This is a genomic window from Anabaena sp. UHCC 0204 (assembly GCF_009711975.1).
Lineage (GTDB): Bacteria > Cyanobacteriota > Cyanobacteriia > Cyanobacteriales > Nostocaceae > Dolichospermum.
In genome coordinates, this window is sequence record NZ_VIKW01000054.1 from 1 (window position 1) to 17,236 (window position 17,236).

General features: G+C 39.0%; 13 protein-coding genes and 1 pseudogene. 7 read left to right on the forward strand and 7 right to left on the reverse strand.

What is annotated here, in order from left to right; all coding sequences use genetic code 11:
• Positions 1-1,292, reverse strand: a pseudogene (locus tag FJR04_RS23365) (hypothetical protein); the annotation flags it as partial.
• Between the two features lie 119 nt (positions 1,293-1,411).
• A complete protein-coding gene (locus tag FJR04_RS23370) occupies positions 1,412-2,719 on the reverse strand; it encodes an ATP-binding protein (protein ID WP_168499341.1) in 1,308 nt (435 codons plus the stop codon).
• 319 nt (positions 2,720-3,038) lie between these two features.
• Between FJR04_RS23370 and FJR04_RS23375 the strand changes: the two genes are divergently transcribed.
• A complete protein-coding gene (locus FJR04_RS23375) occupies positions 3,039-3,983 on the forward strand; it encodes a serine hydrolase (protein ID WP_168499343.1) in 945 nt (314 codons plus the stop codon).
• Between the two features lie 222 nt (positions 3,984-4,205).
• Here FJR04_RS23375 and FJR04_RS23380 read toward each other — a convergent pair whose 3' ends face one another.
• From FJR04_RS23380 to FJR04_RS23390, 3 genes are all read right to left on the reverse strand, one after another.
• A complete protein-coding gene (locus FJR04_RS23380; protein WP_168499345.1) occupies positions 4,206-5,300 on the reverse strand; it encodes a Gfo/Idh/MocA family protein in 1,095 nt (364 codons plus the stop codon).
• 247 nt (positions 5,301-5,547) lie between these two features.
• The gene (gene msrA / locus FJR04_RS23385) at positions 5,548-6,213 is read right to left on the reverse strand and encodes a peptide-methionine (S)-S-oxide reductase MsrA (RefSeq protein ID WP_168499347.1); all 666 of its coding nucleotides are present in this window, start codon (positions 6,211-6,213) and stop codon (positions 5,548-5,550) included.
• A 77-nt stretch (positions 6,214-6,290) separates the two neighbouring features.
• Complete coding sequence (locus FJR04_RS23390) at positions 6,291-7,421, reverse strand: RNA-guided endonuclease TnpB family protein (RefSeq protein WP_168499349.1); 1,131 nt, start codon at positions 7,419-7,421, stop codon at positions 6,291-6,293.
• Between the two features lie 38 nt (positions 7,422-7,459).
• Between FJR04_RS23390 and FJR04_RS23395 the strand changes: the two genes are divergently transcribed.
• On the forward strand, positions 7,460-7,606 hold the full coding sequence (locus tag FJR04_RS23395; protein ID WP_127053311.1) for a ribbon-helix-helix protein, CopG family: 147 nt from the start codon (positions 7,460-7,462) through the stop codon (positions 7,604-7,606).
• A gap of 171 nt (positions 7,607-7,777) precedes the next feature.
• Here FJR04_RS23395 and dapF read toward each other — a convergent pair whose 3' ends face one another.
• Positions 7,778-8,617: a diaminopimelate epimerase gene (dapF, locus tag FJR04_RS23400; protein WP_168499351.1), complete on the reverse strand. Its 840-nt coding sequence runs from the start codon at positions 8,615-8,617 to the stop codon at positions 7,778-7,780.
• A gap of 163 nt (positions 8,618-8,780) precedes the next feature.
• Here dapF and FJR04_RS23405 point away from each other — a divergent pair, with 163 nt between their 5' ends.
• The 3 genes from FJR04_RS23405 to FJR04_RS23415 all read left to right on the forward strand — a co-directional run bounded on the left by FJR04_RS23405 (position 8,781) and on the right by FJR04_RS23415 (position 12,771).
• Positions 8,781-9,059, forward strand: a complete 279-nt coding sequence (locus FJR04_RS23405) for an RNA chaperone Hfq (protein WP_168499353.1) — start codon at positions 8,781-8,783, stop codon at positions 9,057-9,059.
• A gap of 127 nt (positions 9,060-9,186) precedes the next feature.
• Positions 9,187-12,213, forward strand: coding sequence for a valine--tRNA ligase (locus FJR04_RS23410; RefSeq protein ID WP_168499362.1), 3,027 nt, complete (start codon positions 9,187-9,189; stop codon positions 12,211-12,213).
• A 99-nt stretch (positions 12,214-12,312) separates the two neighbouring features.
• On the forward strand, positions 12,313-12,771 hold the full coding sequence (locus FJR04_RS23415) for a hypothetical protein (RefSeq protein WP_168499364.1): 459 nt from the start codon (positions 12,313-12,315) through the stop codon (positions 12,769-12,771).
• 180 nt (positions 12,772-12,951) lie between these two features.
• Here FJR04_RS23415 and hisIE read toward each other — a convergent pair whose 3' ends face one another.
• Entirely contained in the window at positions 12,952-13,602 is a 651-nt protein-coding gene (gene hisIE, locus FJR04_RS23420; protein ID WP_168499366.1) for a bifunctional phosphoribosyl-AMP cyclohydrolase/phosphoribosyl-ATP diphosphatase HisIE, read from the reverse strand.
• A 273-nt stretch (positions 13,603-13,875) separates the two neighbouring features.
• Between hisIE and hemL the strand changes: the two genes are divergently transcribed.
• Both hemL and FJR04_RS23430 read left to right on the forward strand, forming a co-directional pair.
• Entirely contained in the window at positions 13,876-15,174 is a 1,299-nt protein-coding gene (hemL, locus tag FJR04_RS23425; RefSeq protein WP_168499368.1) for a glutamate-1-semialdehyde 2,1-aminomutase, read from the forward strand.
• A 428-nt stretch (positions 15,175-15,602) separates the two neighbouring features.
• Complete coding sequence (locus tag FJR04_RS23430) at positions 15,603-17,228, forward strand: serine/threonine-protein kinase (RefSeq protein ID WP_168499370.1); 1,626 nt, start codon at positions 15,603-15,605, stop codon at positions 17,226-17,228.
• Positions 17,229-17,236 lie beyond the last annotated feature (8 nt).

Genomic DNA, 17,236 nt, shown 5'->3' on the forward strand with positions numbered 1-17,236 from the left:
GGTATTGATAATTTAGGATCATATTGAGGATGACTTTCATTTTTAGCGGTTTCTAAAGTTGGAATTGCTGTGGAAATTTCTTTTAAACCAACCTGAGAGCGTGCTAGTAATAAGCGATATAAAGCAAATTCATGAGATGCTAAATTAGGAATTGGATTTAAAATGTCTAATGCTTGCTGTGCGTGTTCCTTTGCTTTTTGCCATTCTTTATTTTCTAAAGCTACTTCTGCAAGAAATCCATAATTTTGAGCTTTACCAATTTGCGAACTTTGTAGAGACGTTCCATAGAACGTCTCTACATTATGTAATTTATCTGTATGTATAGAAGAGAAATTGTCATATAATTCCAGAGATTTTTGAGCGATAATTTCTAAATCATTCCATGCTTTTAAATGTCGTAAGATTTTACCCAAATAGTTGTTACATTCAATTACTAAATCTAATTTTTCTGCTTGTTCAAAAATATCTAAAGCTGGCTGTAAAATAATTATTGCATTTTGCCAATCTTCGGAATTTTCACTATTACTTATTTCTGCTTTTCGTCTATAAGCTAAAGATATTTTAATTAAGAGAATACCGTAACGTTCTAAATTATGATTGGCTGGCCAAAATCCTCGATTTCTATGATAATAAACTAAGGCATCATCTACATGATCTTGTTGATATTCCCGTAAACCAAAAGCAAAATCTAAACCTGCTTGGATTTCTGGGTTTATGTCTTCTCCTCTGTTTTGTAAATCTCGACTTGCAGCTTCTATTTCTTTGTAAACTTGAGGAGTAGGAATAACGTCATGGTTAAAGATTTCTGCTGTTGTTTCTTGCAGTAGATTAACTAAATATTCAGTATCATTTTCAAAGTCCATGATACTACCCCAATTTTCTAAATCTGGTGCAACTCTAATTATTTTTTTGAGAATTTGATCATCTATCCAAATCAAAATGGGAAAGGGAAAGTTTTTTCTAAATTCTTCGCGGATTTGGTTAGATAAACTCAAAATTCTGTCAATGTTTTGAACAGAATCTAAACCATAAATCATCAAAGCCTGTGGTTGTTCGTTTCCCAATTCTTGAGCTATATTATCATAGAGACTTTTAGCTGATTCTGGTAAGGTAATTTCTCTAATGGGTATAGAAGAAACTTCTTTAAGTTGTGCTGCTATCTGCTGACGTAATTCTGCATAATTGCAGCGGAGGAAAATCAGTGATAATTGACCTTGGGAAAAATTAATTGCTCTTAATATAGTTCTGAGGGAGTTATCATTATTTTCAGGAGGACTTTCTTGATTATTCATGATGTTAATTGCTAATTTGAAACTGTTTTAATCCAGTGTACACGCAAGTATGCCATAACACCCCACCCCTAACCCCTCCCCGCAAGCGAGGAGGGGGACTGGATACGCGGTGTGATTATTCATTCCATCAATTCCTTTGATTCTATCAAAATTGGATTAATATCAAACCAAGAACCTTCTTCATCTCGATATTCAAAGACAAACATACTGCGAAGTAGGATATCATATTGTTCTTCACCTCTATAGGTTTTGGTTTTCCATACTTCTTTTAATAATTCCCATTCATCAGGTGTAATTGCTAAACTTAACTCATTACAACGTTTTTTGATGACTGTTTCTACACATTTGCGAGAAAGTGGTACATCTTCCATTTGCAAACAGCGAAATAATAACATTAATAAGTTACGCAAATGACCACCGCTAACTTTACAAAGTCGTTCTAATGTTTCAGGACTATCAAAAATTTTGGTAATTGAATTTTGGATTTCTTCTTCTGTATTTACTCCAGGAAAAGCTCTAGCTATGATCATTTGTTGTAGAAGTTTAATTCCTGCTTGATACTCTGTCCCATTTCTCTGTTTTATTGCTACCATTGGTAATACTTTGGGGTCTACTCCAAAGCGATTTGTTAGTCTACCTAATGCGTTAGAAAATATAAGAACTAGAGGAATTGTATAAACTACATGACAGTTTAATTTGTTTAACTGTTCACCCCGTTCTACAAATAAGTATTCTGGTTGATATTGACCATTTGCTTTCAGTGCGTTATCTATTCTATCAAGGTTATCAATAATGACGACTAAACCAGCTTTACCTTGTTTTTTCAGTCTTTCTTTTGCTGGTATTAGTAATTCTTTGTTAATTGATTCTAAAATGCCATTGGTGCGGGGTTCTAAAAATTGTCTTAGTTGACTACGCAGTTTGGGACTATCTTTAGTTTTGGCGGTAATTTTGCCAATACCCACAGATAATTCCGCTTCCACACCAATATCTAGGGGAGTTTGTAGAAGTTCAGCTATTTCTGTAAATAGATTTTGAAAATATCCTGGTTTGAGTTTAATTTGTGCAGATTCTAAACTTTGACTAACTTCGCGGGCTATGGCTAGTAAAATATCTGTAATATCTATATCAGCTAAATCTAAACTTTGGCTAGATTCAAAATATACTACATGAAATCCCTGTTCTTCTAACTCTGCTTTTAACCGCAGCAACTCTGTAGATTTCCCACAACCAATATGTCCTGTAAATAATTGACAAGTTGGTGATTCTGGAGAAAGCAAGGTAATAGTTCTTTTTAATTCTCTAATTATTTCTGCACCCCGCACTTCGGAAAAATCAATATAGTATTGTCTATCTTCAGCTTTGCTTTTATCAAGAGTTTTATTCGGGTTGCAAGCTTGATAAAATCTTGTTAAATCAAAAGTCATGATACATTACCTGAAATGAGCCTAATCATTGTTACTACTTCAGTAATTATAGAAGCAATGCTAAGATTAAGCGAGTAAATAGACTCCTGATCAACTAAAAAGCAGGTAAATTAAAGATTTTTACATATTTTGGCGGTTAAGGATGCCCTCCCAACAAACCCTTGTAAATGTTGGGTTATGGCTTCACCACACTTCGTGAACGTTCCTTAACGCAACTTACATAATTTTATTATTTTGAGCTTAACCGACAAGTATTGAGACTGATTTAGGTTATACAGTGTAAATGCAGAACTGCTTACCATAAGGAAATTATTAGCAAATGGTTTTTTTTAATAAAGACGAACAACTAGAAAATCTTGGTAATCAAATTTTAGGGGCAACTTGGGCAAAATTTCCGACTTTAGCACCTAATCAAATTGCACTTACTTGGGTTGTGTATGATCCTCCAGTCCCTGTTAATACAGGTGGTGCATTGACTCCCAAGGCTTTTTGGGAACACCCAGTGCGGGGATTTAGCTATCGTGGAGGAGAACGGATTTATCCTGCTAGTGTGGTGAAATTATTTTATTTGGTAGTCGTGCAAGAATGGCTAGAAAAAGGCATGAGTCACAGTTCGGGAGAATTAAACCGAGCCTTGACTGATATGATAGTCGAGTCTAGCAACGATGCTACTAGTTTAATTGTTGATATCCTCAGTGGTACTACTTCTGGTCCTCAATTAACCCCTGGACCCTTTGAAACCTGGAAATATCAGCGTCAAATTATTAACCGCTATTACCAGTCCTTGGGGTGGGAAGAAGTGAAAGCGATTAATGTCTGTCAAAAAACTTGGGGTGATGGTCCCTATGGAAGAGAAAGGGCTTTTTATGGAGAAATGTTTGAAAATCGGAATATGCTGACGACAGATGCCACTGCGAGATTATTACATAGTATCGTGGGTGGGGTGGCCGTGTCCAGTGGGCGATCGCAAACTATGATGAATTTACTCAAACGCAGTATTCAAGCTGATGCCTTACCCCAAGATGTGGAAGAAGACCAAGTTACAGGCTTCTTAGGCGGTGGATTACCGGAAAATGGTCAAATTTGGTCAAAAGCAGGTTGGACAAGCTCTGTCCGCCATGATGCGGCATATATTGAATTACCAGATCAACCTCCTTATGTGTTAGTAGTATTTACAGAAGGAAAAGAGCAAGCTAAAAACCGGGAAATTTTACCATTTGTTTCTAGCCAAATTGCAGAAGCAGTTAGCAATTTATCAAGATAATATTAGCCGTTAGTAGGGGCGAAGCATTCGGAAAATAGCCTTAGACAAAAATGGATAATTGATAACCCGAATGCTTCGCCCTTATTAGGATGAAAACAGAAATTTATTCACCAATAGATATCTCCAGAAATTAAATATGCGTTATCCACAACCCTTGTAGAGACGTTCCATGGAACGTCTCTACATTTTTTTTTGAGATGTCTAATCACCCATTGTCAATTGTTAATCAAAAATCTCTTCCAAACTTGGCACATTTACCCAATTTCCTAAATCATGAGATTCATGTGATAAGTCCATTAATAATTGAGAATAAATTCCTTCTCGCAAAGAAGGTATAATTTCTTGATTATTAGTAATTCCCTTTACCCATTCATCAACAACACGAAGAAAAGCACAAATCCGTCCATCATGATAATGTTGAGGAAAGAGAAATTGTGGCGGAATTTCTATTTCTTGCAAAGATTCACCTGGTTGAGAACCCCAAACCCGAAAACCGTGAATATAGTCTTTTTGATTATCACTACCTAAAACCAAAGTTCCCTTATCCCCATACACTTCTATCCAATGAGTTCGAGGTGCATGAACAACTGCACTAATAGAAACTTGGCAAGGTGTACCATTTACCAATTCCAAAGATAATAGACAGGTATCATCACTATCAACTGTTTGTAATTTCCCAGTTTCAGGATTAACTCGTTCAGAAATAGCAGTAATTAAATGGGCGTTTAATTTGCCAACTTCACCAAATAAACAGTTAATATAATCAAAAGCATGAGAACCTAAAGAACCTAATGCACCACCACCTTTTTCTTTAGTAGAATACCAATTCCAAGGACGGGAAGTATCAGCGCGAGAAGAACCCAACCAATCAATTTTAATTAACCGAATATTTCCTACATAATTTGTAGAAAGCAGTTGAGCAAAAAATTGCCATGCGGGGATAAAACGAAATTCAAAATCTACAGTTGCAACTACACCTTGAGTTTTGGCTAATTGATATAATTCTTTAGCTTCAGTAACATTTAAAGTTATGGGTTTTTCTAATAAGAGATGTTTCCCAGCTTCTAAAACTTGTTTAGCCATTTCATAGTGTAAAAATGGCGGTGTGGAAATGCTGACAGCTTGAACTGTTGGTAAAGCTAGAACTGCTGCTAAATTGTCGCCGGCATAGGAAATATTATGAGTTGCAGCGATAGTTTGAGCTTTATTAATATCTCGATGATAAACAGCAACAACTTCCGTATTATGATGTGCTTGAAACGCGGGAATATGAACCTTTTGACCAAATCCCGTCCCAACAACTGCTACCCCAATCATATTTAATTTCTGCTAAATTTACTTAATAATTGTACCCATTGATGACTATAAATAGGACTTACGCAAAATATCTCTGAAACCCTCTTTTCTATCCCTAACGGGACGCTCCGCGAACGTGTCCTTCGTTCCTATCCCTAACGGGACGCTTCGCGAACGTGGTTCATTCCTTCATGACTTGTGCGTAAGTCCTAATAAAATCTGTAGGGGCGCAGGGTCTGCGCCCTCAATTGTATTTGTTCCTTGGAATTTAACTGACTGAAGCTTCAGTAATACCCACCGGACAAGCAACATTAGTACCACCTAAACCGCAATAACCACCGGGGTTTTTGGCCAAATATTGCTGATGGTATTCTTCAGCGTAGTAAAATTCAGGTGCATCTAAAATTTCTGTGGTAATTTTACCATAACCTGCATCACTGATTGCTGATTGATAAGCATTCCGTGATGATTCTGCTAATTGTTTTTGATTCTCGGAATAGACATAAATACCTGAACGGTATTGAGTACCACTATCATTACCTTGACGCATTCCTTGGGTAGGGTTGTGGCTTTCCCAGAAAACTTTCAGTAGTTGGGAATAGGTAATTTCTTTGGGGTCAAACACAACTAATACTACTTCATTATGACCTGTCATACCGCTACATACTTCTTGATAGGTAGGGTTGGGTGTGTAACCAGCCGCATAACCTACCGCAGTGCTGTAAACTCCTGGCAATTGCCAAAATTTGCGTTCTGCACCCCAAAAACAGCCTAAACCAAACATGGCGGTTTCTAAACCTGCGGGAAAAGGTGCTTTGAGGGGGTTTTTGTTGACATAATGATTTGCAGGTACTCGCATTACTTCTTTCCGTCCTGGTAATGCTTGGTCAGATGCAGGCATAGCTGACTTTTTTCCAAATCCGAATATTCCCATTGTTTTTAATTTGTATTATGTATGATTGCTATTCTTCTTTATTTTGACATACTCCCCAGCCTAAAGGCGTGGGGATTCTAGGCTCGAACAGCAATTGCAGGCAAAGCCCGACTTACACTACCTAACCCAACAGTAGATGCCCCGACTGCACAAATATTGCGACTGGCGTTTTCGTCTCTTCCGTTTACTGACTGGCAGGATGGACAACGCCATTCTCTAATAGACAAATCAATCTTTTCTAGAATATGCCCACAACTAGAACAAGTCTTAGAACTTGGATACCACTGGTCGATAAAAACAACCATTTTATTCTTCTTTTTGGCAACCCATTCTAGGATTTGCAGAAACTCACCAAACGCCAAGTCTGATATCTTCCTGCCCCAAAGACGTTGCATCCCCTTGAGATTTAAAGTCTCAAAACAGAGAATATCAAACTTATCAGTTAACTCATGGGCTAACTTCCAAAACCAGTCACGCCGACGATTAGAGATACCCTCATACGTGCGTACTAAGTTTTTTCTTGCTCGTTCCCTGTTGGACGAACCTTTTAACTTTTTAGAATGCTGTTTACTAGCTTTTTTGATGGCGTTTAGGGACTGCTTGAAAAATTGGGGAGACTCAATTTTAGTGCCGTCTGAGCAAGTGAGAAATGTTTTCAACCCAAAATCAAAGCCAGCAATTTTACCTGTCTTAACTTCAACTTCTGGGCTACTACCATCATCAACAACAATAACCATAAACAATTCACCCAAGGTCGTGCGTTTAATGGTTAGGGTTTTGACTGTTCCCTCAATCTCTCTAGACTTCCAGAATTGATAAACTCGGCTACCAATTTTCACCCTGTTACCACCCAAAAACTTATAACCTGCAAGCTTTTGGGTGAAGGATTTGTACTTCTTAACTTTCTTAAATCTTGGTGGTCTTACTCCTTTCTTGTTATGTTTGAAAAATAGTTGGTAGGCTTTCTCAATGCGTTGACATATATCTTGTACTGCCTGAGAACCTAGCGATTGCCAAAATGGGTTTCTCTTCCGCAGTTTGGCGATATGAGACTGAAGTTTTGCACAGTTTAAGTGTTTGCCCCACATCCGGTAGTACCGTTTGTGTAGGGCAATGCAATGGTTATAAATCACCCCAGCCGCATTAATTGTGCGCTTGAGGTGTCTATTCCGTTTGTGTGCGTAGAGTTTAAACTTCAGTGTTTTCATGCTAGTATTCTACCATATATTAACGGCAATATGACGGCATGAAGAAATTAACGGTTCGGTGTTCTGATGAAGAGTATGAAATACTTTTGAAATATTGCGAGGAAACAGATCGCACTCAAAATGACGTACTTAGAGAGATGATCCGGAAGTTGAAGAAAAGCCGTGCTAGAAGCACGGGGCTTTAGACCCAGGTTTTTGGTAAAGATTTTTGTAGCTAGTTGTAGCGTGTATTCAGTTTTTAACTGATAAGTAGAGTTTCAACAATTGACAATGAACAATTGATAATTGACAATTCCCTTTTTTTCTTTATGAGGAGAGGCTTTCAATTATCAATTGCCAATTATCAACTTAATGGCTTAATATTTGCCTGTAAATACTCGCTGTGCAGGTCCTGTCATGTAGATGCGTTGGTCAACTTCTGACCATTCAATTTCTAGGAGTCCACCGGGTAATTCGATAGTTGCAGTGCGATCGCATTTATCGTTCAATACTCCAGCTACCAAGGATGCACAAGCACCTGTTCCACAAGCTAGGGTGATTCCTGCCCCCCGTTCCCAAACGCGCATTTTCAAGTAGTTACGATTAACAACTTGAATAAATTCGGTGTTGGTTTTTTTAGGAAATACGGGATGATTTTCAAATTGGGGACCGATGCTTTCTAAGTTAATAGCAGCGACATCTTCGACAAAGGTGATACAGTGAGGGTTTCCCATGCTGACACAGGTAACATCCCAGGTTTTGCCGGCTACTTCCAGGGGTTGATTAATGACTTTAAATTCACTAGGTGCAAGAGTAGTGGGAATTTCCCCCGCTAATAATTGAGGTTCACCCATTTCCACTTTGACTTGACCATCATCTGTGAGTTGGGTTGTAATTACACCTGCTAAAGTATGAATACGATAGGTATCTTTGGTACGGGCAATGCCTTCTAATTCTGTCAGAAATACGGCTAAACAGCGAATCCCATTTCCACACATTTCCGGTTCTGAACCATCGGAGTTAAAAATCCGCATGGTGTAGTCAGTGCCATTTTGTCCAGGAAGTGCGAAAATAACACCATCAGCACCGATCCCAAAATGGCGATCGCACCACTGTACCGCTTTCTCTGGTGTCAATACTGGTGTCAATGAGGAACGGTTATCAATGAGGATAAAATCATTACCGAGTCCGTGATACTTAGTAAATTCGATTGCCATTTTGCTTTAAATGAATTATCAAAGATTCATTAATTTTATTAAAAAACTGGGTAATTTGTCAGTTGTTAGTGGTCAGTAGTCAGTTGTTAGTAGTTAGTTGTCAATTGTCAATTGTCAATTGTCAATTATTGGTGGTTAACTTTTACCTATAGTTCAAATAAACATGGCAAATAATCAATTTGATACTTCATTACCTAGCATTCGTCAAATACAAAAGTGTATTAAAGAAAAAATCACAGTCGAATTTCGGTTAATGACTGGTGATCTAATTACAGGTCGAATATTTTGGCAAGACCACCATTGTATATGTGTTTTTGATGGCAATAATGAGCAAATTATGGTGTGGAAACAGGCGATCGCCTATATCAAACCTTTAGGTGATATGGTAGCGGAAAGAAGCTTAGTCCCTCACGATGTCCATGTTGAAGTGGCGGCTGTATAAATTAAATGCCTGGCTTCTGTGAGAGGTCAGGTAGTTAGTTACTTAGTCAAATTTCCCACTAACGATAAAGGTTTTCCAAGCCTGTGGCAAAATTTAGTAGAGTTGTCATACAATTACTATTCCCAGCATGACCGTAACTATTCCAAATCTCCCCAGTCTTTACGAAGCCTTCTCCACAGAAGCCAAATGGCAAAAATTTTGGGAAGACAACCAAGTTTACAAAGCTGACCCCAACCACAAAGGCGAACCATACTGCGTCGTTATCCCTCCACCTAACGTAACTGGCAGTCTGCACATGGGTCACGCCTTTGAAGGGGCTATCATTGACACCCTGGTGCGTTACCACCGCATGAAAGGACGTAACACCCTATGGCTACCGGGAACTGACCACGCCAGCATTGCAGTGCAAACGATTTTAGAAAAGCAACTCAAAGCCGAAGGGAAAACTCGCCATGATTTAGGGCGGGAAAAGTTTCTAGAACGGGCTTGGCAATGGAAAGCGGAATCCGGTGGGACAATTATTAATCAGTTAAAACGTTTAGGTGTATCTGTTGACTGGACAAGGGAACGCTTCACATTAGATGAAGGTTTATCAAAAGCTGTTTTAGAAGCATTTATTCGTCTCCATGAAGAAGGATTAATTCACCGTAGTAACTATTTAGTGAATTGGTGTCCCGCTTCTGGTTCAGCAGTTTCTGATTTGGAAGTAGAACCCAAGGAAGTAAATGGGAATCTGTGGTATTTCCGTTATCCCCTCAGCGACGGTTCTGGCTTTCTAGAAGTGGCGACAACTCGCCCCGAAACCATGTTAGGTGATACAGGTGTGGCGGTTAACCCCAATGACGACAGATATAAACACCTAATTGGGAAAACGCTAACTTTGCCAATTATGAACCGGGAAATCCCCATTATTGGTGATGAATTGGTGGACGCGACTTTTGGCACAGGTTGCGTGAAGGTGACTCCAGCCCATGACCCCAATGATTTTGAAATGGGGAAACGTCATAATTTGCCGTTCATTAATATTATGAATAAGGACGGTACACTGAATGAAAATGCAGGTGAGTTTCAAGGTCAAGACCGCTTTGTGGCGCGGAAAAATGTTGTAGCTAGATTAGAGGCTGATGGCGTTTTAGTCAAAGTTGAGGAATATAAACATACAGTACCTTATAGCGATCGCGGTAAAGTCCCTGTTGAACCTCTGCTTTCTACTCAATGGTTTGTGAAAATCCGCCCTCTGGCTGATAAAACCTTAGATTTCCTCGATAATCAAGATTCTCCCGAAATTGTTCCCCAACGGTGGACTAAAGTTTATCGTGATTGGTTAGTAAATCTGCGTGACTGGTGTATTTCTCGTCAGTTGTGGTGGGGTCATCAAATCCCCGCTTGGTATGCTGTCAGCGAAACAGAAGGAGAAATCACCGACTCTACGCCTTATTTTGTCGCCCGCAATGAAGCAGAAGCTTTAGAAAAAGCCAAAGCCCAATTTGGGGAAGATGTAAAATTAACACAAGACCCTGATGTTTTAGATACTTGGTTTTCTTCGGGACTTTGGCCATTTTCTACTTTAGGTTGGCCAGAAGAAACCCAAGATTTAGCCACATATTACCCCACTACTACCTTAGTTACTGGTTTTGATATTATCTTTTTCTGGGTAGCCAGAATGACGATGATGGGAACACATTTTACCGGAAAAATGCCGTTTAAAACTGTGTACATTCATGGTTTAGTCAGAGACGAAAATAATAAGAAAATGTCGAAATCGGCAAATAATGGAATTGATCCTTTATTGTTGATTTCCAAATATGGAACTGATGCTTTACGCTTTACCTTAATTAAGGAAGTAGCTGGGGCTGGTCAAGATATTCGTTTAGAATATGACCGCAAAAAAGATGAATCTATCTCAGTAGAAGCTTCTCGCAATTTTGCCAATAAGTTGTGGAATGCTGCCCGATTTGTAATGATGAATTTGGACGGACAAACTCCGGTTCAATTAGGTCAACCAGTTCCTACAGAATTAAGTGATAAGTGGATTCTTTCCCGTTTTAACCAAGTTGTTAAACAAACTAATCATGATATTGACAATTATGGTTTAGGGGAAGCAGCCAAAGGACTTTATGAATTTATTTGGGGTGATTTCTGTGATTGGTATATTGAATTAGTTAAATCTAGATTACAGAAAGATGCAAATCCCGAATCTCGTAAAGTTGCCCAACAAATAATTGCCTACATTTTGGAAGGAATTTTAAAATTACTCCATCCCTTTATGCCTCATATTACTGAGGAAATTTGGCAAACTCTCACCCAACAACCTACCGAAAATCCCCAACTTTTACCTTTACAATCTTATCCTGAACCAGATTACAATCTGATTGATACAGCTTTAGAAACACAGTTTGATTTATTAATTGGCACAATTCGCACAATTCGCAATTTACGGGCAGAATCTGATATTAAACCAGGAGTAAAAATTACGGCTAATTTGCAAAGTGAAAGCGAAAGCGAAAGATTTATTCTCACTGCTGGCCAGGCTTATATTCAAGATTTAGCCAAAGTGGAAACTTTAACAATTGCTGATGCTAATACTGTTATTCTTCCCGAAGAGATTACACAAGTCGAAGATACTAAATATTGGGGTGGAATAAAGATCATTGCTTTAACAGTTGTCGCGCTTATCGGTTTGCGAGTAGCTATATTTGTGGGGAATACAGCACTAGATATTCCCTTCTTTGGGACTAGTTTTGAAATAATTGGGTTGGGTTATGTAGCGTGGTTTGTTGTTCGCTATTTACTCAATGCGGAAGCAAGACAAGAGTTATTAGCAAAATACTTCCCACCAAGTGAACCAGCAACTGAACCAGAATTACCACCAACTGCACCCCAGGAAAAAGAAAATTCCATTGCTGGTGTTGTCGGGACTGTACAGGTAGTAATCCCCTTAAAAGGTGTTGTGGATATTGAAGTTGTCCGTGCCAAACTTGAGAAAAGCTTACAAAAAGCGGAAGCGGAAGCCCAATCTTTGACTGCTAGATTAAGTAATTCTAAGTTTGTGGATAAAGCACCCCCAGATGTGGTAAAGAGTGCTAGGGTTACATTGGCAGAAGCTGAAAAACAAGCAGAAATTTTACGCGATAGACTGCGTAGTTTAGTATAGCTGATGGTGGTTTGGGGAAAAATAAACAATTCAATATTCAAAATTTTGAATTAATTTATCCCCCATCCCCAAATGTTTTATTGGAAGTAAATTAAAATTATGCTATATCTTGCCCAAATACATAAAGATAATTTTTTAGATCAATATCAATTACGTTTATTAGTCCGTCAAGAATCAGAACATCTTTGGATTATCATTGCTGATAGCGATAGGGTGACGTTATCCATAGAAACGGCAATTCTTTTAGAAACAGAAAACATCATGAGTAATAACTTATTGGTGTTAGTTGAACTTTCAGCGACTGGTGAAATTGAAAAAATTACAGATGCTACCAATTGGGTACTTCATCTTGTGCAAATTTATCTTGCTAATGGAATTACTCCTGATTTTCTCAAGCAAGAAGCAGAAAAAGTGGAAAATTGGCAGCAAAATTTAACTTTACAAAATCAAGATTTAGCCCGGCGTAGTTTGGAATTAGAAGCCCGTCGTGAACAAATAGAGGCTTTAGAGGAAAGCCTAAAACGCGAAAGAAATGGTAATGAACAAATTGAAGGATAAATTTATTTAACGTAAGTTGTCAGTTGTCAGTTGTCAGTTGTCAGTTGTCAGTTGTTAGTTGTTAGTTGTTAGTTGTCCGTTGTCAGTTGTTAGTTGTTAGTTGTCCGTTGTCAGGAGTTCAGAAAAAAGAAAGAAAATTACCCAATCACCAATTACCAATTACCAATCACCAATTACCAATTACTTTCTTCTTTCTTGCAACTTGCGATAAACTGCTTTTAAGTCAACTTGATGATGTGCTAAAGCTACAAGAGTATGATAAAACAAATCTGCTACTTCACCAGCGATCGCATCAGCATCATCATCTTTACAAGCCATAACTACCTCGGCGCTTTCCTCACCAATCTTTTTCAAAATCTTATTATCGCCACCAGCCAATAATTTACAGGTATAGGAATCTTCATGGGGATGATCACGGCGATCGCGGATCACGGCAAACAACTGTGATAAACTATCCCCTGGTGGTGCTACAACCTGACCATCAACTTGATGAAAACAACTACGTTCTCCAGTATGACAAGCAATATCACCCAACTGCTCCACCCCAATCAATAGAGCATCACTATCACAGTCATAACGAATACTTTGCACCTTCTGAATATGTCCAGAAGTTCCACCTTTATGCCAAAATTCCTGACGAGAACGACTCCAAAACCAAGTTTCCCCAGTTTCCAAAGTCTTTTGTAAAGATTCCTGATTCATCCAAGCCATCATTAGCACAGCCCCATCCAAATAATCTTGGACAATTGCCGGCACTAAACCTTGATGATCATAGCGAATTTTGTCCACAGGGATAGCAGATTTGAGCGATCTTAGTTCAGAAAAAGACATATCAGTTAATTTAAGTAGGTTGGCGTTAAAAATTGTCACTGGGGCAAGGGAACAGGGAACAGGGAACAGGGAACAGGAAGAGAGTTTTGGGCGATTTTACTTTTCTTCGCATACCTTTAAATTTTTCGGTTCACCTACTTACTCTCATCACAATAATTCTTTGACTCACGATACCATTTTCAGCTAATTCTGTACCATAGAAATTCTGAGCAGCTTTTCACCCTATCCTAAGAGAGAAGCTCAATTTTAATCACCACTTAATAGGAGATACCCTTGGTAAACACCTCAATTAAAACCACAAAATCACAAGAAATCTTTGCCGCTGCTCAAAACCTCATGCCCGGAGGAGTGAGTTCTCCAGTCCGCGCTTTTAAATCGGTGGGTGGACAACCCATAGTTTTCGATCATGTTAACGGCGCATATATTTGGGATGTAGACGGCAACAAATACATTGACTATGTTGGTACTTGGGGGCCAGCTATTTGTGGTCATGCTCATCCAGAAGTAATTTCCGCACTGCACACAGCCCTAGATAAAGGAACTAGCTTCGGCGCTCCTTGCGTATTAGAAAATGTATTAGCAGAAATGGTCATTGATGCTGTTCCTAGCATCGAAATGGTGAGATTTGTGAATTCTGGCACAGAAGCCTGTATGGCCGTATTACGCCTGATGCGAGCCTTTACAAACAGAGAAAAAATCATCAAATTTGAAGGTTGCTATCACGGACACGCTGATATGTTCTTGGTAAAAGCTGGTTCTGGTGTCGCTACTCTGGGTTTACCCGACTCACCAGGAGTACCCAAAGCCGTCACAGCTAGTACCTTAACTGCGCCTTTCAACGATTTAGAAGCAGTAAAAGCCTTATTTGCACAAAACCCCAACGAAATCGCTGGTGTAATTCTCGAACCCGTAGTTGGTAACGCTGGCTTCATTACCCCTGATGCCGGTTTCCTAGCTGGACTACGGGAACTTACCCAAGAAAACGGCGCACTATTAGTCTTTGATGAGGTCATGACAGGCTTCCGGATTGCTTATGGTGGCGCACAAGCAAAATTTGGCATTACTCCCGATTTAACCACCCTTGGTAAGGTAATTGGTGGTGGTTTACCAGTAGGCGCTTATGGTGGCCGCCGCGAGATCATGTCAATGGTTGCCCCCGCAGGTCCAGTTTATCAAGCTGGAACTCTATCTGGTAATCCTTTAGCGATGACAGCCGGGATTAAAACCCTAGAATTACTACGCAAACCCGGTACTTATGAGTATTTAGAACAAATTACTAAACAGTTAGCTGATGGATTGCTAAAAGTCTGCTCAGATACTGGTCATGCTGCTTGTGGCGGAAATATTAGTGCAATGTTTGGTCTGTTTTTTACTGCTGGACCAGTTAACAACTATGAAGATGCGAAAAAGGCTGATACAGCTAAATTTGGTCGTTTCCATCGCGGAATGTTAGAGCATGGTATTTATTTAGCACCGTCTCAATTTGAAGCTGGGTTTACTTCTTTGGCTCATACTCAAGAAGACATTGAACAGACATTAGCTGCTGCAAAAGATGTGCTATCTGGTCTGTAAATAGGGAATAGGGAATAGGGAATTATTAAAGATCAAGGTTCTCTTTCTGCTCTCTATATGACTAAGATTTGATTTTTGTATTCCTGATAAGATACGTAGGGTGCTTTAGGCAAAGTGATAACGCACCCTACAAATACTAGGATCTTTTCAAAATTCAAATACTATTGCTATAGCCCCTGCTCCTTACTCCAGAATGGAGAGCGACAACAAATACAGTTGATATGTATATATTTTCCATGAAGATTTACTAATAAATACTTAACTATCTTTACGGTTTTTGTATTACTTTGGTGAGATAATCTAGAAGAAATGAGAATGTTTATCATATTTCCAGCATAAATAACCTAGCAGAAATTTGAATTTGCTCTTAATAATGTAATAAGAGCATGATTAGCCCCGTTATCCTTCGTGCAGCGAGTTGACAGTGCATGAGCTACTGCGTAAATCCCACCTGTCCAAATCCCAAAAATTCAGCCTCTAGTCAAAGCTGTCAGGCTTGTGGCTCACAATTACTTTTGCGCGATCGCTTTCGGGTGGTCAAACCAATAGGCCAAGGTGGTTTTGGTGCAACATTTTTAGCAATTGAGGAACACCTGCCAGGAAAACCTCCTTGTGTAATTAAGCAATTACGTCCGTCAGGGACAACCCCGTACATATTGCAAATGGCGCGGGAACTGTTTAGAAGAGAGGCGGAAACACTAGGAAAAATTGGTAATCATCCACAGATACCAATGCTGCTAGATTATTTTGAAGATAATGGGCAATTTTATTTAGTTCAAGAATATATTAGCGGTTTTACTCTCCAACAAGAGGTGAAAAAAAATGGTGTTTATAGTGAGGCAGGAGTTAGACAATTTTTAAGTGAAATCATCCCGTTGCTACAATATATCCATGAGCAGCAGGTAATTCACCGAGATATTAAACCTGCTAATTTAATCCGTCGTTCTCAAGATGCCCGATTGGTATTGATTGATTTTGGTGCTGTTAAAAACCAAGTCAACCAAATTACGGCGAGTCAATCAGGACAAACGGCTTTAACAGCTTATGCAATTGGGACTCCTGGTTTTGCACCTCCAGAACAAATGGCCATGCGTCCTGTTTATTCGAGTGATATCTACGCTGTGGGAGTAACTTGTATTTATCTACTCAGTGGCAAAATTCCTAAAGATTTAGAATATAATCCCACCACAGGCGACATGATGTGGGAGCATCTAGTTGATATCAGTGATCATTTGACCACAGTATTGAAGAAAATGTTAGAGGTTTCGGTCCGTAATCGCTATCAAGTAGCACAAGATGTACTGAGAGCTTTGGATATGGAACCATATTTAGATAGTTTAGCTCAAGGTTTACTATCCAAACCATCTGGATCAGCGCCAGAACCAACACATAACAGACAAAGCAACTCAAATATTGATTTCTTTCCGCCTACAAGTAATAATCCTAATCCTTCTGTCAGTAATAAAAATGATGGTGTGGCCAAGATAGCGGCTGCAATTCGCGCTAGGAGAGAGAAGTCATCAGCAGGAAATGAATGGCAACAAAAACCAATTCAGAGAAGGGAATCTATATCTAGATCAATATCTGGAGATAGTAATAATAGTGGTGGTTCTTCTGTAGGACGCAAATTAGATTCTCAAAGTCTACTGGCTGCTTATAGTAAAGGTAGGCGTGATTTTGCTACCTATAATCTCAATCTGGTCAGTTTACCTAATGCTGATTTATCAGGAACTAATTTTCATGGGGCGCAATTGCAAAAAGCTAATCTCCAAGAAGCTAATCTTCACAATACTGATTTTGGTAGAGCTAGTTTGACGCGAACAAATTTTAAGGATGCTAATTTAACAAAGGCTTATCTGAGTCATGCTGATTTAGAAGGTGCAGACCTCAGAGGTGCGGATCTGAGTCATGCTTATCTGAGTAATGCTAATCTCCGAGGGGCTAATTTATGTGGTGCTAATCTGACTGGTGCTAAGGTAACTGATGAGCAATTGGCATTAGCTAAAACTAATTGGCTAACTGTGCGTCCTAGTGGTAAAAGGGGTTTGTTTTAAGCAATACC

Coding starts and splice junctions, on each gene's coding strand:
- dapF (WP_168499351.1), bottom strand. CDS start 8,617: ATGGCAATCGAATTTACTAAGTATCACGGACTCGGTAATGATTTTATC.
- FJR04_RS23395 (WP_127053311.1), top strand. CDS start 7,460: ATGAAGAAATTAACGGTTCGGTGTTCTGATGAAGAGTATGAAATACTT.
- FJR04_RS23375 (WP_168499343.1), top strand. CDS start 3,039: ATGGTTTTTTTTAATAAAGACGAACAACTAGAAAATCTTGGTAATCAA.
- FJR04_RS23415 (WP_168499364.1), top strand. CDS start 12,313: ATGCTATATCTTGCCCAAATACATAAAGATAATTTTTTAGATCAATAT.
- msrA (WP_168499347.1), bottom strand. CDS start 6,213: ATGGGAATATTCGGATTTGGAAAAAAGTCAGCTATGCCTGCATCTGAC.
- FJR04_RS23390 (WP_168499349.1), bottom strand. CDS start 7,421: ATGAAAACACTGAAGTTTAAACTCTACGCACACAAACGGAATAGACAC.
- FJR04_RS23430 (WP_168499370.1), top strand. CDS start 15,603: ATGAGCTACTGCGTAAATCCCACCTGTCCAAATCCCAAAAATTCAGCC.
- FJR04_RS23405 (WP_168499353.1), top strand. CDS start 8,781: ATGGCAAATAATCAATTTGATACTTCATTACCTAGCATTCGTCAAATA.
- hisIE (WP_168499366.1), bottom strand. CDS start 13,602: ATGTCTTTTTCTGAACTAAGATCGCTCAAATCTGCTATCCCTGTGGAC.
- FJR04_RS23380 (WP_168499345.1), bottom strand. CDS start 5,300: ATGATTGGGGTAGCAGTTGTTGGGACGGGATTTGGTCAAAAGGTTCAT.
- FJR04_RS23410 (WP_168499362.1), top strand. CDS start 9,187: ATGACCGTAACTATTCCAAATCTCCCCAGTCTTTACGAAGCCTTCTCC.
- FJR04_RS23370 (WP_168499341.1), bottom strand. CDS start 2,719: ATGACTTTTGATTTAACAAGATTTTATCAAGCTTGCAACCCGAATAAA.